The sequence below is a fragment of the Streptomyces sp. NPDC050423 genome, assembly GCF_040655445.1.
Taxonomy (GTDB): Bacteria; Actinomycetota; Actinomycetes; order Streptomycetales; family Streptomycetaceae; genus Streptomyces.
The window spans coordinates 100,495-127,027 of sequence record NZ_JBFAJY010000003.1 but is presented as its reverse complement, the minus strand read 5'-3'; the positions used below and the strand labels follow the sequence as shown (position 1 = coordinate 127,027).

Genomic DNA, 26,533 nt, shown 5'->3' with positions numbered 1-26,533 from the left:
GGGCTCAGCGTCCCCTGAGCTCGCGGTAGGCAGCGACGAGGGCGGCCGTCGAACTGTCCAGCTGCTCCCCGCCCCTGCCCTCGGTCAGCACCGGCTCGATCTTCTTGGCGAGGACCTTGCCGAGTTCGACACCCCACTGGTCGAAGGAGTCGATGTTCCAGACGGCGCCCTGGACGAAGACCTTGTGCTCGTACAGGGCGATCAGCTGGCCGAGCACCGAGGGCGTCAGCCGGTCCGCGAGGATCGTCGTGGTCGGGTGGTTGCCACGGAACGTCTTGTGCGGCACCAGCTCCTCGGCGACGCCCTCGGCGCGCACCTCGTCCGGTGTCTTGCCGAAGGCCAGCGCCTGGGTCTGGGCGAAGAAGTTGGCCATCAGCAGGTCGTGCTGGGCGACCAGTCCGGGCAGCAGACCCTCGACCGGCTCCGCGAAGCCGATGAAGTCGGCCGGGATGACCTTCGTGCCCTGGTGGATCAGCTGGTAGTACGCGTGCTGCCCGTTGGTGCCCGGGGTGCCCCAGACGACCGGTCCGGTCTGCCAGTCCACCGGGTTGCCGTCGCGGTCCACCGACTTGCCGTTGGACTCCATGTCCAGCTGCTGGAGGTACGCGGTGAACTTGGACAGGTAGTGGCTGTAGGGCAGCACGGCGTGCGACTGGGCGTCGAAGAACGCGCCGTACCAGACGCCGAGCAGCCCCAGCAGCAGCGGGGCGTTCTCCTCGGCCGGGGCGGTGCGGAAGTGTTCGTCGACGAGGTGGAAGCCGTCGAGCATCTCGCGGAACCGGTCCGGGCCGATGGCGATCATCAGCGAGAGGCCGATGGCGGAGTCGTACGAGTAGCGGCCGCCGACCCAGTCCCAGAACTCGAACATGTTCGCGGTGTCGATACCGAAGTCCGCGACCTTCCCGCCGTTCGTCGACAGCGCCACGAAGTGCTTGGCCACCGCGTCCTGACCGGCCCTCAGGCCGGTCAGCAGCCAGTCGCGGGCCGAGGTGGCGTTGGTGATCGTCTCGATCGTGGTGAAGGTCTTCGACGCGATGACGAAAAGCGTCTCGGCCGGGTCGAGACCGTGCAGGGCCTCGTGGAGGTCGGCGCCGTCGACGTTGGAGACGAAGCGGACGGTCAGCGAGCGGTCCGTGAAGGAGCGCAGCGCCTCGTACGCCATCGCGGGGCCCAGGTCGGAGCCGCCGATGCCGATGTTGACGATGTTCTTGATCGGCTTGCCGGTGTGACCGGTCCACTCGCCCGACCTGACGCGCTCCGAGAAGGCGGCCATCTTGTCGAGCACCGCGTGCACGGCGGGCACCACGTTCTCGCCGTCGACCTCGATCACGGCGTCGCGCGGGGCGCGCAGCGCGGTGTGCAGGACGGCGCGGTCCTCGGTGGTGTTGATCTTGTCGCCGCGGAACATCGCGTCCCGCAGCCCGGCGACCCCGGTGGCCCCGGCGAGCTCGCGCAGCAGCCGGAGCGTCTCATCGGTGACCAGCTGCTTGGAGTAGTCGATGTACAGGTCACCGACCCGCAGGGTGTATCCGGTGCCGCGCTCCGGATCGTCCGCGAACAGCTCGCGCAGATGGGTCGTCCCGAGCTGCTCACGGTGCTTTCCCAGCGCGGTCCATTCCGGCGTCTGGTTGAGCCTGGTTCGACTTTGTGCGTTCATCCCGGACATCAGCCCACTTCTCCTCGTCACCGCAGTTCCCCGCTGCCCCACCAACTTAATTGATCAGGGGGACGGACGGGACGGCGGCGGGCTGCGGCACGGCGCAAGCATTCCGGCCGGGCACCCTGGGGGTGTCCGGCCGGTGAACGCTTCTAGGGCGTGTTTCGAAAGTCCCGCCTGCCCGGCGGTGTCTGGCACGCACACTCGCCGCGTTGTCGGGATCACCCCGATACAACCAGTATCGGGGCGACCCTCCGCCTTGCGATCGCACGCACCAGACACCGCCGGGCCCGCCCTTCGGGCGGACGGCGCTACTTTCGAAACACGCCCTAGATCTCGCCGCGGAGTTTCGCGAGAGCCTCGGCGAGAATCGCCTCGCCGTCCTCATCGCTGCGCCGCTCGCGCACGTACGCGAGGTGCGTCTTGTACGGCTCGGTGCGCGGCGGGTCCGGCGGGCTGTCGCGGTCCTGGCCGGCCGGGAAGCCGCAGCGCGGGCAGTCCCAGGTCTCCGGTACCTGCGCGTCATGGGCGAAGCTCGGCTGCGTCTCGTGCCCGTTCGAGCACCAGAAGGAGATGCGGGCGCGTGGCGCGGACTCGCCGCGCTCGGCCTCCCCCATCGGCCCCGCTCCGACCCGGCTTCCCCGGATCGCGTTGCCACTTGCCACGGTCGTAACTCCCTGCGTGATGGTGCTCGAAGATGCCCCAGTCTACGTAAGGCCCAACGCGCGTCCAGTGATTGGAGTTACACCCTCACAGGAATCGCGTACGACGGGTCAGTTGTCCAGCTTGATGAGCAGACCAAGCACCACAATGCATGCGAACCAGCACAGACCGACCACGACGGTGATCCGGTCGAGGTTACGCTCGGCGACCGAGGAGCCACCGACGGACGACTGCATGCCGCCACCGAACATGTCGGAGAGACCGCCGCCCTTTCCCTTGTGCATCAGCACCAGCAGCATCAGCAGCAGGCTGAAGACGATCAGGGTGATCTCGAACGCCAAAATCACGGCTGGTCCCTACTTTCCGGAATTCCTGGACTGCGTATGCGAACAACGGGGGCCGGGAGGCTGTGCCCTCCTCGGCCCCCGCAAGGGTACGACGGATCCGCGCTACCGCATACTCACTGGTCGCGGAAGCGGACGATCTTGACGAACTCGTCGGCGTCCAGCGCGGCGCCGCCGATCAGCGCGCCGTCCACATCGGGCTGCGCCATGATCGCGGCGACGTTGCCGGACTTGACCGAGCCGCCGTACTGGATGCGGACCGCGTCGGCCAGCTCCTGCGAGTACAGCTCCGCGAGACGGCCGCGGATCGCACCGCAGACCTCCTGCGCGTCGTCGGGGGTGGCGACCTCGCCGGTGCCGATGGCCCAGACCGGCTCGTAGGCGATCACGATGGACTCGGCCTGCTCGGCCGGGACGTCCTTCAGCGCGCCGTCCAGCTGGGCGAGCGTGTAGGAGACCTGCTCACCGGCCTTACGGATGTCCAGGCCCTCGCCGACGCAGAGGATCGGGGTCAGGCCGTGCTGGTACGCGGCCTTCACCTTGGCGTTGCAGACCTCGTCGGTCTCGGCGTGGTACTGGCGGCGCTCGCTGTGTCCGACGGCGACATAGGTGCACCTCAGTTTGGCGAGCATGGCACCGGAGATCTCACCGGTGTACGCGCCGGAGTCATGCGCCGAGATGTCCTGGGCGCCGTACTTGATCTTCAGCTTGTCGCCGTCGACCAGTGTCTGCACGGAGCGCAGGTCGGTGAAGGGCGGCAGGACGGCGACCTCGACGGCGTCGTAGTCCTTGTCGGCCAGGGCGAAGGAGAGCTTCTGGACGTGGGCGATGGCCTCAAGGTGGTTGAGGTTCATCTTCCAGTTGCCCGCCATCAGCGGGGTGCGGGTGGTCATGAAAGGTCAGTCCTCCAGTGCGGCGAGGCCGGGAAGCGTCTTGCCCTCAAGATATTCGAGGCTGGCGCCGCCACCGGTCGAGATGTGTCCGAACGCGTTCTCGTCGAAGCCCAGGATGCGGACGGCCGCGGCGGAGTCGCCACCGCCGACCACGCTGAAGCCGGACGAGTCGACGAGGGCCTGGGCGACCGCCCTGGTGCCCTCGGCGAAATCGGGGTGCTCGAAGACGCCCATCGGGCCGTTCCAGAAGACGGTGGCCGCGTCGGCGAGCTTCGATGCGTAGAGCTTGTTGGTCTCCGGACCGTTGTCCAGCCCCATCTGGCCGGCCGGCATGGCGTCGGCGGCGACGGTGGTGGGGTGGGCCGGAGCCTTGGTCCTGAGGTCGGGGAACGCCGGGGCGACCACGACGTCGACGGGGAGCACGAACTCCACGCCCTTCTCCTCGGCGCGCTTGAGGTACTCCAGCACGACCGGGATCTGGTCCTCCTGGAGCAGCGAGCTGCCGACCTCGTGGCCCTGGGCCTTGAGGAAGGTGTACGCCATGCCGCCGCCGATGAGGATGCGGTCGGCCCGCTCCAGGAGGTGGTCGATGACGCCGAGCTTGTCGGAGACCTTGGCGCCGCCGAGCACGACCGCGTAGGGCCGCCGCACGTCGTCGGTGAGCTTCTTCAGGACGCCGACCTCGGTGGCGATCAGGTCGCCCGCCGCGTGCGGCAGCCGGGCCGGCAGGTCGAAGACCGAGGCGTGCTTGCGGTGCACGGCGCCGAAGCCGTCACCCACGTACACGTCGGCGAGCTCGGCCAGCTGGTCGGCGAACGCGCCGCGCTCGGCGTCGTCCTTCGACGTCTCGCCGGCGTTGAAGCGGAGGTTCTCGATGACGGCGACCTTGCCGTCGGTGAGAGCGGTGACCGTGGCACGGGCGGACTCGCCGACCGTGTCGGTCGCGAAGGCCACGTCGGTGCCGAGCAGTTCGCCGAGCCGGGTGGCCGCGGGCGCCAGCGAGAACGCCGGGTCCGGGGCGCCCTTGGGGCGGCCCAGGTGCGAGGCGACGACGACCCGGGCACCGGCCGCGGCCAGCTTCTCCACGGTCGGCTGCACGGCGCGGATGCGACCGTCGTCGGTGATGGTGGTGCCGCTGAGCGGCACGTTGAGGTCGGCGCGGACGAATACGCGCTTGCCGGTGACCCCTTCGGCGAGAAGTTCGTCGATGGTCTTCATCTTCTGGACTCCTTGGAAGGACGAGGGACATGCAACGAGGCTCGAACGGCGCTTCATTGCGCTGTTCGAGCCCCGTACTCACATCGAGGTGCCTGCCGGTTCGAAGGTCAGAGCTGGCTGCCGACGAAGACGGTCAGGTCGACGAGGCGGTTGGAGTAGCCCCACTCGTTGTCGTACCAGCCGAGGATCTTCACCGTGTTGCCCTCCTGGACCATGGTCAGGGAGGAGTCGAAGGTGCAGGACGACGGGTCACCGACGATGTCCGAGGACACGATCGGGTCCTCGGTGTACGTCAGGAAGCCCTTGAGGTCGCCGTCGTCGGAGGCCTTCTTGAACGCGGCGTTGACCTCGTCCTTGGTGACCTCGCGCTCCAGGGTGACGACGAGGTCGGTGGCGGAACCGGTCGGGACCGGGACACGCATCGCGATGCCGTCGAGCTTGCCCTTGAGCTGCGGAAGGACCAGAGCGGTCGCCTTGGCGGCGCCGGTCGTGGTCGGAATGATGTTCTCGGCGGCGGCGCGGGCGCGGCGCAGGTCCGAGTGCGGGAAGTCCAGGATCCGCTGGTCGTTCGTGTACGCGTGGACCGTCGTCATCAGGCCCTTGACGATGCCGAAGTTCTCGTCGAGAACCTTGGCCATCGGCGCCACACAGTTGGTGGTGCAGGAGGCGTTGGAGATGACGTGGTGATTGGCCGCGTCGTACTTGTTCTGGTTGACGCCCATCACGATGGTGATGTCCTCGTCCTTGGCCGGAGCCGAGATGAGGACCTTCTTGGCGCCGCCGGCGATGTGCTTGGCGGCGTCGGCCTTCTTGGTGAAGATGCCGGTCGACTCGATCACGATGTCGACGCCCAGCTCGCCCCACGGAATGTCCGACGGGTTGCGCTCGGAAAGCACCTTGATGGTGTGGCCGTCGACGGTGATGGTGTCGGCGGTGTGGCTGACCTCGGCCTTGAGACGACCCAGAATGGTGTCGTACTTCAGCAGGTGAGCCGTGGTCGCAGTGTCACCCAGGTCGTTGACAGCCACGATCTCGATGTCCGCACCCTGCTCCAGCAGCGCGCGGAAGTAGTTACGACCGATGCGGCCAAAGCCGTTGATGCCTACGCGGATCGTCACGAACCGATCTCCTCGTTAGGTACGCCGGTTTTCGACGCCGGCGTGTTGTATGGGATGTCCCCGACCGCCTACGACACTACCCCTCCGAGGCCCCGGGAGTGACATCGAGCGGGGCGGGAGGAAGGGCAAAGGCCCGTACTCCCCAGTAGGAGTACGGCCTCCGGTTGCCCTCCCCCGCCCGCTGCGACGATTACGCAGTGTCAACGCCCCCGGGAACGTGGCGCGTTCCTGCTCCGGTCCGCCGGCGGGGGCCCTGATCAGCCGACCAGGCCGTCGGCCAGCTCTTCGCTGAGGGTGGATTCCGTGCTCGGGATCCCCAGGTCCTGGGCCCGCTTGTCGGCCATCGCGAGGAGCCGGCGGATACGGCCCGCGACGGCGTCCTTGGTCAGCGGCGGATCGGCGAGGGCGCCCAGCTCCTCCAGGGAGGCCTGCTTGTGCTCCATGCGCAGCCGTCCGGCCGCCGCGAGGTGCTCGGGCACCTCCTCGCCCAGGATCTCCAGCGCACGCCCCACCCGGGCACCAGCGGCCACCGCGGCCCTGGCCGAACGGCGCAGGTTCGCGTCGTCGAAGTTGGCGAGGCGGTTGGCGGTGGCGCGGACCTCGCGCCGCATCCGCCGCTCCTCCCAGGCGAGCACCGACTCATGGGCGCCCAGCCGGGTGAGCAGGGCGCCGATCGCGTCGCCGTCGCGGACGACGACCCGGTCCACGCCGCGCACCTCGCGGGCCTTCGCCGCGATGGAGAGCCGCCGGGCGGCACCGACCAGCGCGAGCGCCGCCTCCGGCCCCGGGCAGGTCACCTCCAGTGAGGAGGAGCGCCCCGGCTCGGTGAGCGAGCCGTGCGCCAGGAAGGCCCCGCGCCAGGCGGCCTCGGCATCACAGGTGGCCCCCGAGACCACCTGTGGGGGAAGCCCGCGGATGGGACGGCCGCGGCCGTCCACCAGACCCGTCTGCCGGGCCAGCTGGTCGCCGCCCGCCACCACCCGTACGACGTAGCGGGAGCCGCGCCGCAGCCCGCCGGGTGCCATCACGATCAGCTCCGAGCTGTGCCCGAAGATTTCGAGAATGTCCCGCTTCAGCCGGCGCGCCGCCATCGCGGTGTCCAGCTCCGCCTCGATCACAATCCGGCCGCTCACCAGGTGCAGCCCACCCGCGAACCGAAGAATCGCCGAGACTTCTGCCTTCCTGCAGCAGGTCCGGGTTACGGGAAGCCGAGAGATTTCGTCCTTCACCGCTGGCGTCATCGCCATGGGCCGATCCTTCCATGCATCCGAAAAATACGGTCGTACGCGGCGGCCAACAGCTCCGGATCATGAATCGGAACGCCGTCGGGTGAGGCCACCGGCGCCAGCTCGACCGCGGCACCGAGCCGTTCTGCGGCATCGGAGAGGGACTCGCGGTCGGGCACGGCAGCCTCGTCGGCCAGCACCACGTCCAAGGCGAGTTTAGGGGCGTGTCGTCCCAAAACCTCCAAATGACGCTGCGGAGAGAAGCCATCTGTTTCACCGGGTTGCGGCGCGAGGTTCAGCGAGAGGACCTTTCGGGCCTTCGTTTCGATCAGCGCGTCCAGCAGATCGGGGACGAGCAGATGCGGAATGACCGAGGAGAACCAGGACCCGGGACCGAGCACCACCCAGTCCGCGTCCAGGACCGCGGCGACCGCCTCCGGGACGGCCGGCGGGTCGGCCGGGACGACATGCACGGACTGCACCTCGCCCGGGGTGAGCGCCACGGTGGCCTGCCCGCGCACCGTTTGCACCTCGTCCGGGCGCTGCGGGTCGTGTCCCCGTACGAGCGCCTGGAGCTCCAGGGGCACGGCGGACATCGGCAGCACCCGGCCCTGCGCCCCGAGGAGCTTGCCGACCAGGTCCAGGGCCTGGACGTGGTCGCCGAGCTGCTCCCACAGGGCGACGATCAGCAGGTTGCCGACCGCGTGCTCGTGAAGGTCGCCCTTGGACTGGAAGCGGTGCTGGATGACCTGGGCCCAGGTCTGGCCCCAGTCGTCGTCGCCGCACAGGGCGGCCAGCGCCTTGCGCAGATCGCCGGGCGGCAGTACGCCCAGCTCCTCGCGGAGCCGGCCGCTGGAGCCGCCGTCGTCGGCGACGGTGACGACGGCGGTCAGATCACCCGTGATCCGCCGCAGCGCCGTCAGTGAGGCGGACAGCCCCATGCCGCCGCCGAGGGCGACGACCTTGGGCTGTGCGCCGCCCTTGCGGCCGGACAGCGCGGAGGTGGCCCTGCGCAGCCGGCGCAGACGTATGGTGCGGCTGGTCACTCGCGCCCCATGTCCCGATGTACGAGCACGGTCTCGATCCCTTCGGTGGCCAGCCGGGCCGAAAGCTTCTCCGACATCGCGACGGAGCGGTGCTTGCCGCCCGTGCAGCCCACGGCGATGGTCACGTAGCGCTTGCCCTCGCGGCGGTATCCGGCGGCGATGAGCTGGAGCAGCTCCGTGTACTGGTTGAGGAACTCCTTGGCACCCGGCTGGTCGAAGACGTACGCGGATACCTCCTCGTTGAGCCCGGTGAAGGGGCGCAGCTCGGGGACCCAGTGCGGGTTGGGCAGGAAGCGGCAGTCCACCACCAGGTCGGCGTCGACCGGCAGCCCGTACTTGAAGCCGAAGGACATCACCGTGGCGCGGAGCTCCGGCTCCTCGTCGCCCGCGAACTGGGCGTCCATCTTGGCGCGCAGCTCGTGGACGTTGAGGCTGGAGGTGTCGATCACCAGGTCGGCGTCGCCGCGCAGCTCGCGCAGCAGGTCGCGCTCGGCGGCGATGCCGTCGACGATGCGGCCGTCGCCCTGGAGGGGGTGCGGCCGGCGGACCGATTCGAAGCGGCGGACCAGCACGTCGTCGGAGGTCTCCAGGAAGACGATCCGCCGGGTGACGCCCTTGGCCTCCAGGTCCGCGAGGGACTCCCGGAGGTTGTCGAAGAAGCGGCGGCCCCGTACGTCGACGACGACGGCGATCCGGGCCACGTTGCCCTGGGACCTGGCGCCGAGCTCCACCATGGTGGGGATCAGCGCGGGCGGCAGGTTGTCCACGACGAACCAGCCGAGGTCTTCCAGACACTTGGCCGCGGTGCTGCGTCCGGCGCCCGACATACCGGAGATGATCACCAGCTCGGGGATGGCCACCGTGCTGTCGCCCGTCTCGGCCGGGGTACCCGTACTCACGTGTCCTGCTCCGTCTGCTCGGTCGGTGCGGTCGTGCCCTTGTTCATGTTCGCGCTCAGTCATGTCGTACTGCCCCCGTCGTCCTCTTCAATGATCTCTCCTGTGGCCGTGTTCACGGCGGGCGTGGCCGGGGTGGTCGAGGCCAGCGCGACGGCCACTGATTCCGCCGTCCTGCGGCCTATCCCCGGAACCTCGCAGATCTCGTCGATTGTCGCCTGCCTCAGCTTCTTCACGGAGCCGAAATGCTTGATGAGGGCCTGCTTCCGGGTCTCGCCCAGACCGGCGACGGCGTCCAGGGGGCTGGAACGGATGCGCTTGGCCCGTTTGGCGCGCTGGTAGGTGATGGCGAAACGGTGCGCCTCGTCGCGGATGCGCTGGAGGAGGTAGAGGCCCTCGCTGGAGCGGGGCAGGACCACCGGGTCGTCGTCATCGGGCAGCCAGACCTCTTCGAGGCGCTTGGCGAGGCCGCAGACCGCGATGTCGTCGATCCCCAGCTCGTCCAGCGCCCGCTTGGCCGCGGCGACCTGGGGCTGCCCGCCGTCGACCACGAGGAGCTGCGGCGGGTAGGCGAACCGCTTGGGGCGGCCGTCGTCCTCGCGGGGTTCGGCGGCGGAGTCCGGGGCGGGGCTCCCGGGCGCGGAGTCCGTGGGCGCGGGGCCCGTCTGCACGGGGCCCGTCTGCACGGGGCCCGTCTGCGCGGGGCCCGTCTGCGCGGGGCCCGGGTCCGCCGGGGTCTCCTCCCACTCCCCCGTGCGCTCCTTCTCCTGGAGGTAGCGCCGGAAGCGCCGGCCGATCACCTCGTGCATCGAGCGGACGTCGTCCTGTCCCTCGAAGCTCTTGATCTGGAAGCGGCGGTACTCCCCCTTGCGGGCCAGCCCGTCCTCGAAGACCACCATCGACGCCACCACGTCGTCGCCCTGGAGGTGGGAGATGTCGAAGCACTCGATGCGCAGCGGTGCCGTGTCCAGGCCGAGCGCCTCGGAGATCTCCTCCAGGGCCCGGGAGCGGGTCGTCAGGTCGGACGCCCGCTTGGTCTTGTGCAGCCCCAGGGCCTGCTGGGCGTTGCGCTGGACCGTGGCCATCAGGTCCTTCTTGTCGCCGCGCTGCGGGATGCGCAGGCTGACCTGGGAGCCCCGGCGGCCGGCCAGCCACTGGGAGACCGCGTCGGGGTCCTCGGGGAGGGCCGGGACGAGGACCTCCTTGGGGACGGCGTCCCCGGCCTCCTCGCCGTACAACTGCTGGATCGCGTGCTCGACCAGTCCGGAGGTGTCGACGTTCTCCACCTTGTCGGTGACCCAGCCGCGCTGCCCGCGCACCCGGCCGCCCCGGACGTGGAAGATCTGGACCGCGGCCTCCAGCTCGTCCTCGGCGACCGCGATGAGGTCGGCGTCGGTGGCGTCGGCAAGCACGACGGCGCTCTTCTCCATGGCGCGCTTGAGCGCCTCGGCGTCGTCGCGGAGCCGGGCCGCCCGCTCGTACTCCATCTCCTCGGCCGCCGCCATCATGTCCTTCTCCAGGCGGCGGATGTACGCGCCGGTGCGGCCGGCCATGAAGTCGCAGAAGTCGTCGGCGAGTTCGCGGTGCTCCTGTGGAGTCACCCGGCCGACGCAGGGGGCCGAGCACTTGCCGATGTAGCCGAGGAGGCAGGGGCGGCCGGTCCTGGCGGCGTTCTTGAACACCCCGGCGGAGCACGTGCGGACGGGGAAGACGCGCAGCATCAGGTCGACCGTCTCGCGGATCGCCCAGGCGTGACCGTACGGGCCGAAGTAGCGCACGCCCTTCTTCTTGGCCCCGCGCATGACCTGGACGCGCGGGAACTCCTCGTTGAGCGTGACCGCGAGGTACGGATAGCTCTTGTCGTCGCGGTACTTGACGTTGAACCTGGGGTCGTACTCCTTGATCCAGGAGTACTCCAGCTGGAGCGCCTCGACCTCCGTGGAGACGACGGTCCACTCCACGGACGCGGCGGTGGTCACCATCGTGCGCGTACGCGGATGGAGGCCCGACAGGTCCTGGAAGTAGTTGGCCAGGCGCTGGCGCAGGTTCTTCGCCTTCCCGACGTAGATCACCCGGCGGTGTTCGTCGCGGAACCTGTAGACCCCCGGGGAGTCGGGGATCTGTCCCGGCCTGGGGCGGTAGCTGGAGGGGTCTGCCATGTCTCCCACCCTACTTGCGGGCAGTGACAGCGCGGCGTGCCCGTGGACGGCACCGTGCTCCGGGGCGCGCGTCGGGTACGCGCCCCGGAGCACGGGGTCATCGGGCGCGGGCGGCTCCCGCGGTCAGCCGCTCACCTGGCCCGGCGGCGGCGCAGGGCCTTCGCGCCGCAGAGGCCGAGCACGGCGGCGGCGCCCGCCGCCGCGGCGCCGGAGGCCGCCGTCAGCGCGGTGTCCGCTCCCTGGTCAGCGCCGGTGTCCGCCGCGATGGCCGGCCCCGGCCGGGCGGCGGCAGCAGGGTGTCCGGCGGCCGGTTCCGCTCCGGCGGGTCCGTAGCCGCCCGCCCGGCCCGAGCGGGCGTATCGGGAGCCGGGGAGCTTGTCCGCGTACGCGGCGCGCACCCGGGTGCGGTAGGCGGCCAGGGTGGTGCCCCGCTCTCCGACCGCGTTCACCGCGTCCTGGTCCAGCGGGAGCACCCGGTTGCCCTTCTGGACGTACCAGGCGTTGATCTGCGGCTCCCGGAAGACGATGCCGCCGGGCAGTTCGCGGGCGCCCGCGGCCGTGTACCGGGCCTCGTCGTCGCCGGTGGCGATGTTCACCACCTGCCACCGGCCGTCCTTCCCCGGCTCGGGCAGCGTCCACAGGGACGCCTTCTGCCCGTCCGAGGAGACGGCGGTGCTGGCGAGGTAGTCCAGGCCGGCGACCGGGGCCCCCGGTTCACCGGCGACGAAGTCCGCGGCCAGGGTGCGTACGGGCACGGCCGCGCCCTCGATCCGCGGCGCGGCCGCCGCCCGGGTGACCGCGCCCTTCCGGGCGAAGAACCGGGACAGCGTGTCCAGGGTGGCGGCGTCGGTGGCCGCCTCGTGGGCCGCTGCCAGGGCCGCCGGAGTGGCCGCGGGGCCGGTGGCGGCGGCCGCCTGCGGGGCGGCGACGGTGAGCAGTGCGGACCCGGCCAGCACGCCGGCCGCGGCGAGGGCCGCCGCGGCGGAGCGCGCGGTGCGTGCGGCGGGGTGAACCGGGATTCCGGTGGAGGTCATGCCGTCACGCCCCGATCCGGTAGAGCGAGTGGGTCCAGGAGAACTCGCTGTTGTTCACGTACCAGGCGTGCGACGCCCAGTTGTAGCGGTTGTCGGAGGGCCAGGGATCGCCCCAGTAGACCCAGCTGTTCGCGTCGTCGTAGCCGTACAGGACGTGCATGTGGCCGCCGCCCGATGACCACTGGATGCGGGTCTCCACCGGCCTCCCGGCGGCGATCTCGGCCTGCACGGTGGGATAGCGCAGCCAGCCGGTGACGTACGAACCGGGGCTGATGCCCGCCCAGGACAGACCGTTCTGGACGTTGCCGAGCGAGGCCTGCGAGTTGGGGCACTCGTAGCCCTGGGCCCGGCCGAACGCGGCGTTGCAGAACTCGTTCTGGGCGTAGTTGCGGCCGTACCAGGCGGCGACGGTGTTGCCCGACGCGGCCCAGCACCAGTTGGTCTTCTGCTGGGCCTGCATGGTGATGTTCAGCCGCTGGGCCGCGGCGAGCGTGGCGGTCGGTGCGGAGCGGTTCGGCTCCGACGCGGTGGCGGTCGCCGCGGGTACGGCGAGCAGCAGGGCGGCGAGTACGGCCGTGACCGACAGCCGTCGGGGCCTGACTCTTCGGTTGCGCATGAGGTCCTCCCGGGGCGGGGGGTGGGGGTTCCAAGGAGCGCGTCCGGACGCTGCCGAGGAGCATCAACCGTTGTCGGGAACGGGTCAACACGCTTCAATGCGGGGGAACACCGCGGTGTGAACGCCAGGGGCGGACGCGTGAACGCCTCCCCCTGGCCACCTGCGGACCGGCATCCGTCGGCGCGGCCCCGCTCCCGCACGACGTGAACGTTCACCTGGAGGACCCATGCAGCACACCGAGGCCGAACTGGCGCAGGTGCTGCACACCGGCCCGTTCCACCTGGCGCTGCGCACCGCGCTCTCGGTGCGCGGACTGCCGCTCCAGCGGGTGCAGCACCATCTGGCGCACCTCGGGGTCAAGGTCGGTGTGACCAGCCTGAGTTACTGGCAGCAGGGGGCCAGGCGCCCGCAGCGCCCCGAGTCCCTGCGGGCCGTGAAGGCGCTGGAGGAGGTGCTGGGGCTGCCGGGGAACTCGCTGCTCGGGCTGCTGGGGGCCGGGGAGCCCCGCACCGAGGCCGACCGTCCGCCGGCCCGCTCGTACCGTTCCCTGGTGGACGCGTCCGGCGCGGTCGAGCGGCTGCTCACCACGATGGAGTCACCCGCGGACGGCGGGCTGCACACGGTGGGGCACCAGGAGCGGGTACGGATCGGGCCCGGCCGCCGGATGCAGCGCCGGAGCTCCCAGCACGTGGTGCGCGCCCACCGCGACGGGATCGACCGCTATCTCGCCGTGTACCGCGGCGATCCGGGCTGCGATCCGGCCCGGGTCGGGGTGAGCGCCCGGGAGAACTGCCGGACGGGGCGGATCCGCTGGGACGCGGAGACGGGGGTGCTGGTCGCCGAGCTGCTCTTCGACACCCGGCTGCGGGCGGGCGAGACGTACCTCTTCGGCTACGGCTTCGAGGACGGTACGGGAGGGCCGTGCGGCGAGTACGTGCGCGGCTTCAGCTTCGGCGGCGGGCAGTACGTGCTCCAGGTCCGGTTCGACGAGGAGGCGCTGCCGGTACGGTGCCGGCGCTTCGCCCAGGTGTCCACGGGCGCGCCGCGCGGCGCCCGGACGGACCTCACCCTCACCGGCCGGCACCGGACGGTCCATCTGGTGGAGCAGGGGGTGCGGCCCGGTCTGGTCGGCATCGACTGGGACTGGGAGTGAGACGGGCCGCCGCCGCTGCCGGGCCGGCCGGTTCAGGCCTTGGGGCCCACGACCAGCCGGCCGCCCTCGACCCGGACCGGGACGGAGGGCAGCGGCACGGTCGCCGGACCGTGCACGGCCTTGCCGGTGGTGGTGTCGAAGAGGCTGCCGTGGCAGGGGCAGTGCCCCTCGTTCTCCTCGACCTTGTCCAGCAGGCAGCCCGCGTGGGTGCACTGGGCGCTGAACGCCTTGTACTCGCCCTTGGCCGGGCAGCTGACGATGACGCGCTGCTCGCGGTAGAGCTTGGACTGGCCGACCTGGATCTCGTCCGGGGCGCCGAGCTCGACAGGTGCGGTGGGGGTCGGCGTCTGGGCGTGCCCGAGCTTCGAGTCGGTCGAGCAGGCGGCCGCTCCCAGCCCGGCGACGCCCGCGAGAGCGGCGCCCTTCAGCACGGTACGGCGGGCGGCGGGCAGGCCGGGCATGCGGTCTCCACTGGTCGGAGGGGATTTCGGTGCGCCAGAGGTGCCCGGGACAGCAGAGCCAGCGGAGGCATCGGTGACGTAACCGACGATACCGGCGGAGACCGACGCCCCTGCGCCCGGCCCGGTCACACCCGGTCGTGCCTGGTCAGAGCCGTGGCCGTCGGGCCGGGGCCCCGTGGCGGGCCGGCCGGCTCCGGGCACACGGCGAGGCGGTGGCTCCCGGTGCCGGGAACCACCGCCTCGCCGGCCGTCAGGCCTTGCGCGCGCCGGCCGCCTTCTTCGCGGCCGTCTTCTTCGCCGCGGGCTTCTTCGCCGCGGCCGTTCCGGCGGCCTTCGCCGTGGTGCTCCGGGCCGTCTTCGCTGTCGCCGTCTTCCTGGCGGGGGCGGAGGTCGCGGCGACCGCCTTCTTCGCGGCCGTCCTGCGGGCCGGCTTACGGGCCGGGGGAACGGCCGCCTCGCTGACCCGGTCCGCGTCCAGGATGCCCTGGAGGAACTTTCCGGTGTGGCTGGCGGGGACACCGGCCACGTACTCCGGGGTGCCCTCGGCGATGACCAGACCGCCGCCGTTGCCCCCTTCGGGACCCATGTCGATGACCCAGTCGGCGGTCTTGACGACATCGAGGTTGTGCTCGATGACGATCACCGTGTTGCCCTTGTCGACCAGCCCGGAGAGCACCTTGATGAGCTTGGAGATGTCCTCGAAGTGCAGACCGGTGGTCGGCTCGTCGAGCACGTACACCGTGCGGCCGGTCGAGCGCTTCTGGAGCTCGCTCGCCAGCTTGACCCGCTGTGCCTCACCGCCGGAGAGCGTCGGCGCGGACTGGCCGAGCCTGACGTATCCGAGCCCGACCTCGTTGAGCGTCCGCAGATGCCGCGCGATGGTCGGCACGGCCTCGAAGAACGCGAGGCCCTCCTCGATCGGCATGTCCAGCACCTCGGCGATGGACTTGCCCTTGTAGTGGACCTCCAGGGTCTCCCGGTTGTAGCGCGCTCCGTGGCAGACCTCGCACGGAACGTACACGTCCGGCAGGAAGTTCATCTCGATCTTGATGGTGCCGTCGCCGGAGCAGTTCTCGCAGCGGCCGCCCTTGACGTTGAAGGAGAACCGGCCCGGCAGGTAGCCGCGGACCTTGGCCTCCATCGTCTCCGCGAACAGCCTGCGGACGTGGTCGAAGACACCGGTGTACGTGGCCGGGTTGGACCGGGGCGTACGGCCGATGGGCGACTGGTCGACGTGCACCACCTTGTCGACGAGATCGTCCCCGTCGACCCGGGTGTGCCGGCCGGGGACCGACTTGGCGCCGTTCAGCTCGCGCGCCAGGTGGGTGTAGAGGATGTCGTTGACCAGCGTCGACTTCCCGGAGCCGGAGACACCGGTCACGGCGGTCAGCAGACCGAGCGGGAAGGAGACGTCGATGTCCTGGAGGTTGTTCTCCCGGGCGCCGTGCACCGTGAGCAGGCGCGAGGGGTCGACGGGACGCCGGACGTCGGGCATCGCGATCGACCTCTTGCCGGTCAGGTACTGACCGGTGATCGACTTGTCGTTGGCCAGCAGTTCCTTGAGCGATCCGGAGTGGACCACCTTGCCGCCGTGCTCACCGGCGCCGGGGCCGATGTCGACGATCCAGTCGGCGACCTTGATGGTGTCCTCGTCGTGCTCGACGACGATGAGGGTGTTGCCCATGTCGCGGAGCCGGACCAGGGTCTCGATCAGCCGGTGGTTGTCGCGCTGGTGCAGGCCGATGGACGGCTCGTCCAGCACGTAGAGCACGCCGACCAGGCCGGAGCCGATCTGGGTGGCGAGCCGGATGCGCTGGGCCTCGCCACCGGACAGGGTGCCGGCCGCGCGGTTCAGCGAGAGGTAGTCCAGGCCGACGTCGACCAGGAACTTCAGCCGTTCGTTGACCTCCTTGAGCACCCGCTCGGCGATCTTCTTGTCCCGGGCGTTCAGCTTCATCCGGCCGAGGAACTCGGCGCACTCGCTGATCGACATCGCCGCGACCTGGGCGATGGACTTCTCCATCACCGTCACCGCGAGGACGATCGGCTTGAGCCTGGTGCCCTCACAGGTGGGGCAGGGCACCTCGCGCATGTAGCCCTCGAAGCGCTCCCGGCTGGAGTCGCTCTCCGCCTCGGAGTGCCGCCTCTTGACGAACTGCACCGCGCCCTCGAAGGAGGGGGTGGTGTAGGCGCGCTCGCGCCCGTACCGGTTGCGGTAGCGGACCTCGGTCTGGATCTTGTGGCCGTGCAGCAGGGCCTTCTTGGCGCGCTGCGGCAGCCCGGCCCAGGGGATGTCCGTACGGAATCCGAGGGCTTCGGCGAGCGCGTTGATCTGCCGCCCGAAGTACTCCTTGGTGTGGCCGTGCGACCAGGGGTGGATCGCGCCCTCGTCGAGGGACTTCTCCTCGTCCGGGACGATCAGCTCCGGGTCGACCTCCATCCTCGTACCGATGCCCGTGCAGTCGGGGCAGGCGCCGAAGGGCGAGTTGAAGGAGAAGGAGCGCGGCTCCAGCTCCTCGAAGGAGAGGTCGTCGTACGGGCAGTAGAGGTGTTCGGAGTACATCCGCTCACGCTCGGGGTCGTCCTCGGGGAGGTCGACGAAGTCGAGCACGACCATGCCGCCGGAGAGGCCCAGCGCGGTCTCGACCGAGTCGGTCAGCCGGCGCTTGGCGCTGTCCTTGACGGTGAGGCGGTCGATGACCACCTCGATGGTGTGCTTCTCCTGCTTCTTGAGCGCGGGCGGCTCGGAGAGCTGGATGGTCTCGCCGTCGACCCTGGCCCGGCTGTAGCCCTTGGTCTGCAGATCCGCGAAGAGGTCGACGAACTCGCCCTTGCGCTCGCGCACCAGCGGCGAGAGGACCTGGAAACGGCTCCCCTCGGGCAGGCCGAGCACCTTGTCCACGATGGCCTGCGGCGACTGGCGCGAGATCGGCCGGCGGCACTCGGGACAGTGCGGCTTGCCGATCCTGGCGAAGAGCAGCCGGAGGTAGTCGTAGACCTCGGTGATGGTGCCGACCGTCGAGCGCGGGTTGCGCGAGGTCGACTTCTGGTCGATGGAGACGGCGGGCGACAGACCCTCGATGAAGTCGACGTCCGGCTTGTCCATCTGGCCGAGGAACTGCCGGGCGTACGAGGAGAGCGACTCCACGTAACGGCGCTGCCCCTCGGCGAAGATCGTGTCGAACGCGAGCGACGACTTGCCCGATCCGGAGAGCCCGGTGAAGACGATGAGGGAGTCGCGGGGAAGGTCGAGCGAGACGTTCTTGAGGTTGTGCTCGCGAGCGCCACGGACGATGAGACGGTCGGCCACGCCGGTCCGCACCTTTCTAGAGAGAAGCGGGGGAACTGAGCCCCTGCCCCAGGGTATGGGGGGTGCCACAGCGTTGTACGGAGCTTTCGACTCCGAGCGTATAGCACGCGCATTCGATTTACGGACGGCTGATAACTCCTTCACCCAAATGAGTGGCGGGGGGCTACGCTCGGCCCCATGATTGATCACGTGCACGACCTGGACGCCCTACGTGAAGCGACCGGACGGCTGCTCAGCGCCACGGAGAAACTGGACGACTCCGCGCTCGCCTCGCCGTCGCGACTGCCGGGCTGGAGCCGGGGTCATGTCGTCGCGCACCTCTCACGTAACGCCGACGCGCTCGTAAATGTTCTCCAGGGCCGGCCGATGTACGCAGACAGCGAAACCCGCGACCGCGACATCGAGCGCGACGCCCCCCGGCCGCGGGCCGAACAGCTGGCCGACCTGTCGGAGAGCGCGGCCCGCTTCGTGGCCGCCGCTTCGGCCCCGGCCGACTGGTCACGCACTGTCGCGCTGCGCAACGGTGTGACGGACTCCGCCTCCCTCATTCCCTTCCGCCGCCGCATCGAGGTCGAGATGCACCATGTCGACCTGGGGGTGGGGTACGAGCTGGAGGATCTGCCCGACGACTTCATCGCCCGGGAGATCGACTTCCTGGCCGAGCGGTTCGCCGGGCACCCGGACGTCGTGTCCACAAGCGTGGCCGACGACAAGGGCCGGTCCTGGACGACAGGCGGCGGAGCGGAGGGCGGCCCCGTCACGGTCCGCGGTACGGCCCCCGAGCTGCTCGGCTGGCTCAGCGGGCGCCGCGACGGGTCGGCACTGACCGTCGAGGGCGGGCACTCCCTGCCCGCGCTGCTCCCGCTATAGGCTGAGAGGCATGACGTACAGCGGAGCGGTCAAGGTCGGCGGGCGGGCGGACGTGCACGAGCTGACGGATCTGATGATCTCCAAGGTCGCCGTCGGCCCGATGAACAACAACGCCTATCTGCTGCGCTGCCGGGCCACCGGCGAGCAGCTCCTGATCGACGCGGCCAACGACGCCGGCACCCTGCTGGGGCTGATCGGTGACGACTCGATCGCCTCGGTCGTCACCACGCACCGGCACGGTGACCACTGGCAGGCGCTGGGCGAGGTCGTGGCGGCCACGGGCGCGCGTACGTACGCCGGGCGGTACGACGCCGAGGGGATTCCGGTCCCGACCGATGTGCTCGTCGAGGACAACGACACCATCCGGGTCGGGCGGGTCGCCCTGACCGCCCGCCATCTGGCCGGGCACACACCGGGGTCGATCGCGCTCATCTACGACGACCCGCAGGGCGCTCCGCACCTGTTCACCGGGGACTGCCTCTTCCCGGGCGGGATCGGCAACACGTTCGAGGACCCCGAGGCGTTCGTGAGCCTGCTGCACGATGTGGAGACCAAGCTCTTCGCCCCGCTGCCGGACGAGACCTGGGTCTACCCGGGCCACGGCAGCGACACCACGCTGGGCGACGAGCGTCCGAGGCTGCCCGAGTGGCGCGCCCGCGGCTGGTGAAACGACCCCGGTGACGTCCGCGCAGCGGACGTCACCGGGGTCGCACCGCAGGCGTCACCGGGCCTGACGGCCGGTTCAGGCGTTGATTCCGGCGTCCTTGTCCGCGCTGCCCTCGGCCTTCCGTGCCTCCGCCTCGGCCGTCTTCTTGTTGGCGAGGAGGCTGGTGATCGTGGTGATCACCAGCACGCCGCAGATGACACCGAGCGAGACCGGGATGGAGATCTCGGGGACGTGCACTCCGGACTCATGCAGGGCGTGCAGCACCAGCTTGACGCCGATGAACCCGAGGATGACCGAGAGCCCGTAGCTGAGGTGGACCAGCTTCTTCAGCAGACCGCCGATCAGGAAGTACAGCTGCCGCAGCCCCATCAGGGCGAAGGCGTTGGCGGTGAAGACGATGTACGGGTCCTGGGTCAGCCCGAAGATCGCCGGGATCGAGTCCAGCGCGAAGAGCACATCGGTGGTGCCGATGGCGAGCATGACGACCATCAGGGGCGTCAGGACGCGCTTGCCGTTGTTGCGGATGAAGAGCTTGGTGCCGTGGTACCTGTCGGCGACACCGAAGCGGCGCTCGATCGTCTTCAGGAGCCGGTTCTCCTCGAACTCCTCTTCCTCCTCGTCGGCCCGCGCCTCCTGGATGAGCTTCCAGGCGGTGAAGATCAGGAACGCGCCGAAGATGTAGAAGACCCACGAGAAGTTGGCGATGACCGCGGCGCCCGCGGCGATGAAGACCGCCCGCAGCACCAGTGCGATCAGTACACCGAAGAGCAGCACCCGCTGCTGGAGGTGGGAGGGCACGGAGAACTTCGCCATGATCAGCACGAAGACGAAGAGGTTGTCGACACTCAGCGATTTCTCGGTGATGAAGCCGGCGAAGAACTCGCCCGAGGCCTGAGTCTCGCCGAAGACGAGCAGGCCGAGCCCGAAGAGGGCGGCCAGCGCGATCCAGACGACCGTCCAGATTCCGGCTTCCTTCGTCGACACGTCATGGGGCTTGCGCCCGATGAAGAAGTCGACGGCGATGAGGGCGCTCAGACCAAGAATGGTCAGCGCCCAGAGGGTCCATGAAACGTCCACTGCGCCTCCGGCAGTTCGCTACGGCTACTGATCAGCGTCGTCGCTGCCGGAGGTCTCTTCCACCTGGGCGCGCGGGCTGCGCGCCTGGCCGGCGCCCCGGGACCGGTCACAGTCCGTACTGACGGGAACGCCGCGATCGGGAGTACTCCCCTCCGCTCAAGAAACAGTACAGGAATCACCAAGAGAAGGTAAAGAGGAGACCAAATAGACCCCAAAAGCCCAGGTCAGAGCAGTGGTGGGTGGACGGGGACGAGACAGGTCAGCGGGGTCCCGTGCGGCGGGCGGCCGCCACGCGGGCGAGCACCAGCTCGAGAACGCTGCTGCCGGGAGGCGTGCGCAGCGGCTCGTACGTCCAGGCGTGACCCACCCAGGGGTCGGCCAGATGGTTGTCGGCGACCGGGGTGATCCGGAGCAGCGAGCGCCACAGCGGATCGAGCACCGGCCCGAACCCGGCGGCGTCCTGCCGGTCCGCGACCATCAGGAGATGGACGCCGACGGACGGTCCCTCGTCCGCGAGGTAGCGCAGCTGGGTGACGGCCCGGTCGTCGAAGCCGTGCGGGAAGTCGTTGACGATCAGCAGCTGCTCGGCCGGGTCCAGATCGGGCGGCAGCGAATCCGCGGCGCCGGCCCGGACCGCCATCTGCACCAGATCGACCCGCCGGGTGAGCTGGGCGAGGACCGAGGACACTCCCCCGGGACCGGAAGCGGGCGGGCCCGCGAGCACCCCGGAGCGGACCAGCGGGGCGAGCGCGGCCGCGGCGGAGCCCGCCGGGTCGATGACGTGGACCGAGAACTCGCCCGCCGGGTAGACGGCGAGCAGCCGGGCCGCGTGCAGGACCGCGCTCTCCATGGCCAGCCGGTGCAACTGGTCGCTGTCCGTCAGGGCGGCGGCCTCGGAGGCCGGGCGCCCGCTGTCGATCCAGATCCCGCGCTCCAGCGGCAGCCGTACGAGCAGCGGGATGCGCAGGGCGGCGCTCTCCGGCAGGTGCAGATCACCGATCCGCAGCGCCATCGGGATCTCCATCGGAACCCGGTAGGCGTGCCAGACGGGGTTGTCCCAGCCCGCGTAGGGGGCGGGGAGCGCGGGTTCCACCACGGCGGACTCGGCGGCCAGCTGGGCGAGGTCGCGGTCCAGCGCCTCGCGGGCCCGGCCGGTCAGCTCGTCGCGTTTGGCGCGGGCCTGCTCACGGGCCAGGTCGCCCGCACCGCCTATCCGGCTGCGCGGGTCGGACAGGGTGCGCTCCAGCTCCTGGTCCATCCGGGACTCGGCGAAGTCGACGGCGCTGCGGTACGCGGCGGTGGCCCTGGCCAGGTCCTCGAACATCCCCCAGATCTGGTTGTAGAGGCGCTCGTCCATGGACCATCCGGTCGCGTCCCCGGCAACGGGCCGCGCCGGCTCTCCGGGCCCGGCGGGCGGCGCGGCGGGAGGGGGCGGCGGGGGCGCGGCCGACTGGCGGCGCGGGTGCGCGTAGTCGATGGGGCCGGACGGGACGGCGGCCGGGGGCTCGGGCTGCGGGGCGGCCGGGGGCCGGACAGGGGGCTGCCCGCCGTCCGGGGCGGGTGCGGGGCCCTCCGCGTGCCGTACCCGGTCGCCCTCCGGGCTGCGGGGCGGGGGCGGTGACACGGAGCGGGCCAGGCCGCGGGCGACCGCCTCCTGGATCGAACCGGCCAGTTCGGCCGCCCGGTCCACGCCCTGATCCGCGAGCATCGCGGCGAGACCCCCCGCATAGCCCTGGCCGACCGCACGGACCTTCCAGCCGCCCTGACGGCGGTAGAGCTCCAGGGCGGCGACCGCGGACTCGGTGTCCAGGCCGGTCAGCGTGAAGGTGGCGATCTCGGTGCCTTCGAGTCCGGTGACGGCGACGAAGGGCGCGGCCACGGCTCCGAACCGGGTCGGGCCGCCCGCCTCCAGCGGCAGGGCGAGCAGCACGGTGACCCGGTGCACCCCGTCGGGCAGGGCGTCGAGGTCGACGGCGAGGCGGTGGTCGGCCGCCGCCTGCCTGGACACTTCGAGCCCCGGCAGGTGCGGCGAGCCGGGGTGGGCGATCCGCTCGACGCCGTGCACGGTGCCGTGCTCGTCGCCGAGCGTGGCCCCGGCCACGACGGGCGCCCCTGCCGAAATCCGGATCTCCAGACGCGTCTGGGGCAAGGTGTGGTTCTGCCCCCGGACCAGCTCGGCCGTCATTGCCCTGTCCCCTCGACGAGTTGCCACCGCGCGGCACGGTGCCGCGATGCGGTGCAGCTCCCGGCGGCCGATGCCTCCGGGAGCTGCGGTTACGAATACGGACCGGCTGGTCCGGCCCTGCCTACAGGTGCGGCAGGATCGCCGGCATGAGGTCCTGGAAGGTGCGGCCGTTGGCCGGGGTGCCGATGGCGGTCATCTGCCAGCCGTTCCCCGCGCGGTGCACCTTCGCCATGATCTGGGCGGTGTACTGCCCGCCGCCGTCCAGCGTGTAGCGGGCCAGCTCCTGGCCGTTGGTCTCGTCGACGATGCGGCAGAAGGCGTTCTGGACCTCCTGGAACGTCTGGCCGGTGAAGGAGTTCACCGTGAAGACGATCTGGTCGATGTGGACCGGCACCCGCTGGAGGTCGACCAGGATCGCCTCGTCGTCGCCGCCCGAGCCCGCGCCGCCGACCAGGTTGTCCCCGGTGTGCTTGACGGAGCCGTCGTCGCTGACGAGGTGCCGGAAGAAGACGACGTCGACCGGCTGCTTGTCGGCGAACAGGACCGCCGAGGCGTCCAGGTCGATCTCCCGGGTGCGCGAACCGAACAGCCCGCGACGCGGCGCCGCCTGCCAGCCGAGTCCCATCCGTACCGCGGTCAGGGTCCCCCCGTCGCTCTTCTGCAGGCTGATGGCCTGGCCCTTGGTCATGTTGACCGTCACGCGCTGTCCCCTCTCCGCTTCCCCGCAAACCGTCCTTGCGCGGTTTCCAGCACCCTACGCAGTCGCGCCACCGGCGCATCGGGTGCGGGCCGTTTTGTGTCGTTCCTGCAACACACCCCGCCCCGCGGGGTCAGGCCAGGCCGGCCTCCCGCATCTGGCGCAACTCCTTCTTCAACTCCCCTACCTCGTCCCGCAGTCGGGCGGCCACCTCGAACTGCAGATCCGCGGCGGCCGCGCGCATCCGGTCCGTCATCTCCTCGATGATCCCGGCGAGCTCGGTGGCCGGGCGGTCGGTGACCACCGCCCCGTCCCTCTTGGCCTTCGCGGAACCGGCCTTGACGCCCAGCGTGGGCACGGGCGCCTTGGCGCCCTTCGTCTGGCGGTAGCCGGTGCCGAGGAGCTGCTCGGTGTCGACCTCCTCGCGGGCGATCGTCGCGACGATGTCGTTGATCTTCTTGCGCAGCGGCTGCGGGTCGAGTCCGCGCTCGGTGTTGTAGGCGATCTGCTTCTCGCGGCGCCGGTTGGTCTCGTCGATGGCCTGCGCCATCGCCGGGGTGATCTTGTCCGCGTACATATGGACCTGCCCGGAGACGTTACGAGCCGCGCGGCCGATGGTCTGGATCAGTGAGGTGCCCGAGCGCAGGAAGCCCTGCTTGTCGGCGTCGAGGATCGCCACGAGCGACACCTCGGGCAGGTCGAGGCCCTCGCGCAGGAGGTTGATGCCGACCAGGACGTCGTACTCACCGGAGCGCAGTTCGCGCAGCAGCTCGATGCGGCGCAGGGTGTCGACGTCGCTGTGCAGGTAGCGGACCTGGATGCCGAGCTCCAGGAAGTAGTCGGTGAGGTCCTCCGACATCTTCTTGGTGAGGGTGGTGACCAGGACCCGCTCGTCCTTCTCGGTGCGCTTGCGGATCTCGTGCACCAGGTCGTCGATCTGGCCCTCGGTGGGCTTGACGACGATCTCCGGGTCGACGAGGCCGGTGGGGCGGATGATCTGCTCCACGAAGCCGTCGCCCCGGGAGAGCTCGTACTTGCCGGGGGTGGCGGAGAGGTAGACCGTCTGGTTGATCCGGCCGAGGAACTCCTCCCACTTCAGCGGGCGGTTGTCCAGGGCGGACGGCAGCCGGAAGCCGTGGTCGACGAGGGTCCGCTTGCGGGAGGCGTCACCCTCGTACATCGCGCCGATCTGCGGCACGGTGACATGCGACTCGTCGAGCACGAGGAGGAAGTCCTCGGGGAAGTAGTCGAGGAGGGTGTTGGGCGCGGTGCCCGGGGTGCGGTCGTCGAAGTGCATCGAGTAGTTCTCGACACCTGAGCAGGTGCCGATCTGGCGCAGCATCTCGATGTCGTACGTGGTGCGCATCCGCAGCCGCTGGGCCTCCAGCATCTTGCCCTGCTTGTCCAGCTCGGCCAGCCGCTGCTCCAGCTCCTTCTCGATGCCGCCGACCGCCTTCTCCAGGCGCTCCGGTCCCGCCACGTAGTGGCTGGCGGGGAAGACGTGGAGGGACTCGTCCTCGCTGATGACCTCGCCGGTGAGCGGGTGGAGGGTGGAGAGCGCCTCGATCTCGTCGCCGAACATCTCGATGCGGACGGCGAGCTCCTCGTAGACCGGGAAGATCTCGATGGTGTCGCCACGCACCCGGAAGGTGCCGCGGGCGAACGCCAGGTCGTTGCGGCTGTACTGGATCTCGACGAAGCGGCGCAGCAGCTGGTCGCGGTCGATCTCGTCGCCCACCTTGAGCTGGACCATCCGGTCGACGTACTCCTGCGGGGTACCGAGGCCGTAGATGCAGGAGACGGAGGCGACCACGATGACGTCACGTCGGGTGAGCAGGGAGTTCGTCGCGGAGTGGCGCAGCCGCTCGACCTCCTCGTTGATCGAGGAGTCCTTCTCGATGTAGGTGTCCGACTGCGGGACGTACGCCTCGGGCTGGTAGTAGTCGTAGTACGAGACGAAGTACTCGACGGCGTTGTTGGGCAGGAGCTCGCGGAACTCGTTGGCCAGCTGGGCGGCGAGGGTCTTGTTCGGCGCCATCACCAGGGTGGGGCGCTGCAGCTTCTCGATCATCCAGGCGGTGGTCGCCGACTTTCCGGTGCCGGTCGCGCCGAGGAGCACGACATCCTTCTCACCTGCCCTGACGCGCCGCTCCAGCTCGGCGATGGCCGTCGGCTGGTCGCCGCTGGGCTGGTAGGGACTGACGACCTCGAAAGGCGCCACCGAACGTTCGATCTTCGAAACGGGCCGCATGCATCCACCGTACGACCCCCCACTGACAACGGGGCGGGTCAGCGATCGTCGTGCCGCACGGGGTCGCGCCACTGCGAGTGGAAGGACGCCGGGTCGGCGTGCGTGCCGAACCGGGGGACCTGGCGCTGGGCGGGGATGCCGAGGGCCCGTCCGGCCGCGGCGTCGCCCCAGTCCGGGGTGCCCATGACGACCAGGGGGTCGAACATCACGACGATCCCGGCGAGCAGCAGGAAGCAGGCCGGGCCGATCAGCATGGGCACGAGGAAGCCGGTCGGGGTGTCGCCCGCGGTGGTGCCGGTCAGCGTGGCGGGGTGCAGGTGGACCCGGAGTGCGGCCATGCTCGTGTAGTGCATTCCGCTGACCGCGACGCCCATCACGACGGCGGCACCGAGGCTCGGCAGGAAGCCGTGGATCGAGACGGCGGCCCAGAGCGCGGCGGTCGAGGCCACCACGGCGATGACCACGGAGAGCGTCACGGTGATCGTGTCGTACTCGAACCGCCCATCAAGTCGCATCCCGGCCATGCCGAGGTAATGCATGGTGGCCACGCCGAGCCCGGTGATCGTGCCGCCCGTCACCAGAGCCATCGGGGTGGCGCCCCGGTACCCGACGAGGAAGATCCCGACACCGACCATGACGATCGCGACGGCGAGGCTGGCGAACGTGATCGGCTTGTCGTAGCCGATCGGTACCTCCTCGACGGAGAAACCCATCATCGCGATGAAGTGCATCGTCCAGATGCCCGAGCCTATGGAGGCCGCACCGAGAGCCAGCCAGCCGGCCTTGAAGGAACGTTCCGTGCGCAGTGACCGGGTGGTGCAGCGCAGCCCCAGCGCAGCGCCGAGGCAGGCCATGAGGAACGCCGCGACGGGGGTCACCGCCCCATAGCTGAAACCGTCGATTGTGCCCTGCATACACACGCCCTTCGCAGAAGCCCGGGTGCGGACGACCCTAAGGCGCAAGGCCCGGCAAACAAACAGAAGAACTGCATT

General features: G+C 70.2%; 22 protein-coding genes. 3 read left to right on the top strand and 19 right to left on the bottom strand.

Annotated elements, in window-relative coordinates; translation table 11 throughout:
- Positions 1–4: 4 nt before the first annotated feature.
- The 12 genes from pgi to AB0I52_RS03450 all read right to left on the bottom strand — a co-directional run bounded on the left by pgi (position 5) and on the right by AB0I52_RS03450 (position 12,870).
- On the bottom strand, positions 5–1,657 hold the full coding sequence (pgi, locus tag AB0I52_RS03505) for a glucose-6-phosphate isomerase (RefSeq protein ID WP_363068783.1): 1,653 nt from the start codon (positions 1,655–1,657) through the stop codon (positions 5–7).
- Between the two features lie 329 nt (positions 1,658–1,986).
- Positions 1,987–2,322 carry an RNA polymerase-binding protein RbpA gene (locus AB0I52_RS03500; protein WP_078617917.1) on the bottom strand — a complete coding sequence of 112 codons (336 nt, stop codon included), beginning with the start codon at positions 2,320–2,322 and terminating at the stop codon, positions 1,987–1,989.
- A 108-nt stretch (positions 2,323–2,430) separates the two neighbouring features.
- A complete protein-coding gene (secG, locus tag AB0I52_RS03495) occupies positions 2,431–2,667 on the bottom strand; it encodes a preprotein translocase subunit SecG (RefSeq protein WP_363068492.1) in 237 nt (78 codons plus the stop codon).
- A gap of 113 nt (positions 2,668–2,780) precedes the next feature.
- The gene (gene tpiA / locus AB0I52_RS03490) at positions 2,781–3,557 is read right to left on the bottom strand and encodes a triose-phosphate isomerase (RefSeq protein ID WP_363068490.1); all 777 of its coding nucleotides are present in this window, start codon (positions 3,555–3,557) and stop codon (positions 2,781–2,783) included.
- A gap of 6 nt (positions 3,558–3,563) precedes the next feature.
- Positions 3,564–4,775 (bottom strand): phosphoglycerate kinase, encoded by a 1,212-nt coding sequence (locus AB0I52_RS03485; RefSeq protein WP_363068488.1) that lies wholly within the window; start codon positions 4,773–4,775, stop codon positions 3,564–3,566.
- 107 nt (positions 4,776–4,882) lie between these two features.
- The gene (gene gap / locus AB0I52_RS03480; protein ID WP_362962000.1) at positions 4,883–5,893 is read right to left on the bottom strand and encodes a type I glyceraldehyde-3-phosphate dehydrogenase; all 1,011 of its coding nucleotides are present in this window, start codon (positions 5,891–5,893) and stop codon (positions 4,883–4,885) included.
- Positions 5,894–6,150: 257 nt separating this feature from the next.
- Complete coding sequence (whiA, locus tag AB0I52_RS03475) at positions 6,151–7,140, bottom strand: DNA-binding protein WhiA (RefSeq protein WP_024494235.1); 990 nt, start codon at positions 7,138–7,140, stop codon at positions 6,151–6,153.
- On the bottom strand, positions 7,131–8,165 hold the full coding sequence (gene yvcK, locus AB0I52_RS03470) for a uridine diphosphate-N-acetylglucosamine-binding protein YvcK (protein WP_363068486.1): 1,035 nt from the start codon (positions 8,163–8,165) through the stop codon (positions 7,131–7,133). The genes whiA and yvcK overlap by 10 nt, the downstream gene beginning before the upstream one ends.
- On the bottom strand, positions 8,162–9,127 hold the full coding sequence (rapZ, locus tag AB0I52_RS03465) for an RNase adapter RapZ (RefSeq protein ID WP_363068484.1): 966 nt from the start codon (positions 9,125–9,127) through the stop codon (positions 8,162–8,164). The genes yvcK and rapZ overlap by 4 nt, the downstream gene beginning before the upstream one ends.
- On the bottom strand, positions 9,124–11,220 hold the full coding sequence (gene uvrC, locus AB0I52_RS03460; RefSeq protein WP_363068482.1) for an excinuclease ABC subunit UvrC: 2,097 nt from the start codon (positions 11,218–11,220) through the stop codon (positions 9,124–9,126). Before uvrC ends, rapZ begins: the two co-directional genes overlap by 4 nt.
- 131 nt (positions 11,221–11,351) lie before the next feature.
- Positions 11,352–12,254, bottom strand: coding sequence for a hypothetical protein (locus AB0I52_RS03455; RefSeq protein WP_363068480.1), 903 nt, complete (start codon positions 12,252–12,254; stop codon positions 11,352–11,354).
- 4 nt (positions 12,255–12,258) lie between these two features.
- On the bottom strand, positions 12,259–12,870 hold the full coding sequence (locus AB0I52_RS03450) for a papain-like cysteine protease family protein (protein ID WP_363068478.1): 612 nt from the start codon (positions 12,868–12,870) through the stop codon (positions 12,259–12,261).
- A gap of 226 nt (positions 12,871–13,096) precedes the next feature.
- On the opposite strand from AB0I52_RS03450, the gene AB0I52_RS03445 reads away from it, so the two are divergent.
- On the top strand, positions 13,097–14,023 hold the full coding sequence (locus tag AB0I52_RS03445; protein ID WP_363068476.1) for a hypothetical protein: 927 nt from the start codon (positions 13,097–13,099) through the stop codon (positions 14,021–14,023).
- Positions 14,024–14,055: 32 nt separating this feature from the next.
- Here AB0I52_RS03445 and AB0I52_RS03440 read toward each other — a convergent pair whose 3' ends face one another.
- Positions 14,056–14,484 carry a Rieske (2Fe-2S) protein gene (locus AB0I52_RS03440; protein WP_363068474.1) on the bottom strand — a complete coding sequence of 143 codons (429 nt, stop codon included), beginning with the start codon at positions 14,482–14,484 and terminating at the stop codon, positions 14,056–14,058.
- A 250-nt stretch (positions 14,485–14,734) separates the two neighbouring features.
- Positions 14,735–17,794 (bottom strand): excinuclease ABC subunit UvrA, encoded by a 3,060-nt coding sequence (gene uvrA / locus AB0I52_RS03435; RefSeq protein ID WP_363068472.1) that lies wholly within the window; start codon positions 17,792–17,794, stop codon positions 14,735–14,737.
- A 177-nt stretch (positions 17,795–17,971) separates the two neighbouring features.
- Here uvrA and AB0I52_RS03430 point away from each other — a divergent pair, with 177 nt between their 5' ends.
- Together AB0I52_RS03430 and AB0I52_RS03425 are read left to right on the top strand one after the other, a co-directional pair.
- Positions 17,972–18,664, top strand: a complete 693-nt coding sequence (locus tag AB0I52_RS03430) for a maleylpyruvate isomerase family mycothiol-dependent enzyme (protein ID WP_363068470.1) — start codon at positions 17,972–17,974, stop codon at positions 18,662–18,664.
- 10 nt (positions 18,665–18,674) lie between these two features.
- On the top strand, positions 18,675–19,331 hold the full coding sequence (locus AB0I52_RS03425) for an MBL fold metallo-hydrolase (RefSeq protein ID WP_363068468.1): 657 nt from the start codon (positions 18,675–18,677) through the stop codon (positions 19,329–19,331).
- A gap of 75 nt (positions 19,332–19,406) precedes the next feature.
- Here AB0I52_RS03425 and AB0I52_RS03420 read toward each other — a convergent pair whose 3' ends face one another.
- The 5 genes from AB0I52_RS03420 to AB0I52_RS03400 all read right to left on the bottom strand — a co-directional run bounded on the left by AB0I52_RS03420 (position 19,407) and on the right by AB0I52_RS03400 (position 26,455).
- Positions 19,407–20,408 (bottom strand): TerC family protein, encoded by a 1,002-nt coding sequence (locus AB0I52_RS03420; protein ID WP_363068466.1) that lies wholly within the window; start codon positions 20,406–20,408, stop codon positions 19,407–19,409.
- Positions 20,409–20,667: 259 nt separating this feature from the next.
- Positions 20,668–22,593 carry a TerD family protein gene (locus AB0I52_RS03415; protein WP_363068464.1) on the bottom strand — a complete coding sequence of 642 codons (1,926 nt, stop codon included), beginning with the start codon at positions 22,591–22,593 and terminating at the stop codon, positions 20,668–20,670.
- A gap of 121 nt (positions 22,594–22,714) precedes the next feature.
- On the bottom strand, positions 22,715–23,293 hold the full coding sequence (locus AB0I52_RS03410) for a TerD family protein (protein WP_123469311.1): 579 nt from the start codon (positions 23,291–23,293) through the stop codon (positions 22,715–22,717).
- A 130-nt stretch (positions 23,294–23,423) separates the two neighbouring features.
- Positions 23,424–25,541: an excinuclease ABC subunit UvrB gene (gene uvrB / locus AB0I52_RS03405; protein WP_363068462.1), complete on the bottom strand. Its 2,118-nt coding sequence runs from the start codon at positions 25,539–25,541 to the stop codon at positions 23,424–23,426.
- Between the two features lie 38 nt (positions 25,542–25,579).
- Positions 25,580–26,455 carry an MHYT domain-containing protein gene (locus AB0I52_RS03400; RefSeq protein WP_363068460.1) on the bottom strand — a complete coding sequence of 292 codons (876 nt, stop codon included), beginning with the start codon at positions 26,453–26,455 and terminating at the stop codon, positions 25,580–25,582.
- Positions 26,456–26,533 lie beyond the last annotated feature (78 nt).

Excerpts from the sequence above, each read along its gene's own strand:
- AB0I52_RS03450 (WP_363068478.1), bottom strand. The coding sequence starts at position 12,870 with ATGCGCAACCGAAGAGTCAGGCCCCGACGGCTGTCGGTCACGGCCGTA.
- pgi (WP_363068783.1), bottom strand. The coding sequence starts at position 1,657 with ATGAACGCACAAAGTCGAACCAGGCTCAACCAGACGCCGGAATGGACC.
- tpiA (WP_363068490.1), bottom strand. The coding sequence starts at position 3,557 with ATGACCACCCGCACCCCGCTGATGGCGGGCAACTGGAAGATGAACCTC.
- AB0I52_RS03440 (WP_363068474.1), bottom strand. The coding sequence starts at position 14,484 with ATGCCCGGCCTGCCCGCCGCCCGCCGTACCGTGCTGAAGGGCGCCGCT.
- uvrC (WP_363068482.1), bottom strand. The coding sequence starts at position 11,220 with ATGGCAGACCCCTCCAGCTACCGCCCCAGGCCGGGACAGATCCCCGAC.
- AB0I52_RS03430 (WP_363068470.1), top strand. The coding sequence starts at position 17,972 with ATGATTGATCACGTGCACGACCTGGACGCCCTACGTGAAGCGACCGGA.
- whiA (WP_024494235.1), bottom strand. The coding sequence starts at position 7,140 with ATGGCGATGACGCCAGCGGTGAAGGACGAAATCTCTCGGCTTCCCGTA.
- AB0I52_RS03400 (WP_363068460.1), bottom strand. The coding sequence starts at position 26,455 with ATGCAGGGCACAATCGACGGTTTCAGCTATGGGGCGGTGACCCCCGTC.
- AB0I52_RS03415 (WP_363068464.1), bottom strand. The coding sequence starts at position 22,593 with ATGACGGCCGAGCTGGTCCGGGGGCAGAACCACACCTTGCCCCAGACG.
- AB0I52_RS03485 (WP_363068488.1), bottom strand. The coding sequence starts at position 4,775 with ATGAAGACCATCGACGAACTTCTCGCCGAAGGGGTCACCGGCAAGCGC.
- AB0I52_RS03455 (WP_363068480.1), bottom strand. The coding sequence starts at position 12,254 with ATGACCTCCACCGGAATCCCGGTTCACCCCGCCGCACGCACCGCGCGC.
- AB0I52_RS03425 (WP_363068468.1), top strand. The coding sequence starts at position 18,675 with ATGACGTACAGCGGAGCGGTCAAGGTCGGCGGGCGGGCGGACGTGCAC.
- rapZ (WP_363068484.1), bottom strand. The coding sequence starts at position 9,127 with ATGACTGAGCGCGAACATGAACAAGGGCACGACCGCACCGACCGAGCA.
- AB0I52_RS03445 (WP_363068476.1), top strand. The coding sequence starts at position 13,097 with ATGCAGCACACCGAGGCCGAACTGGCGCAGGTGCTGCACACCGGCCCG.
- uvrB (WP_363068462.1), bottom strand. The coding sequence starts at position 25,541 with ATGCGGCCCGTTTCGAAGATCGAACGTTCGGTGGCGCCTTTCGAGGTC.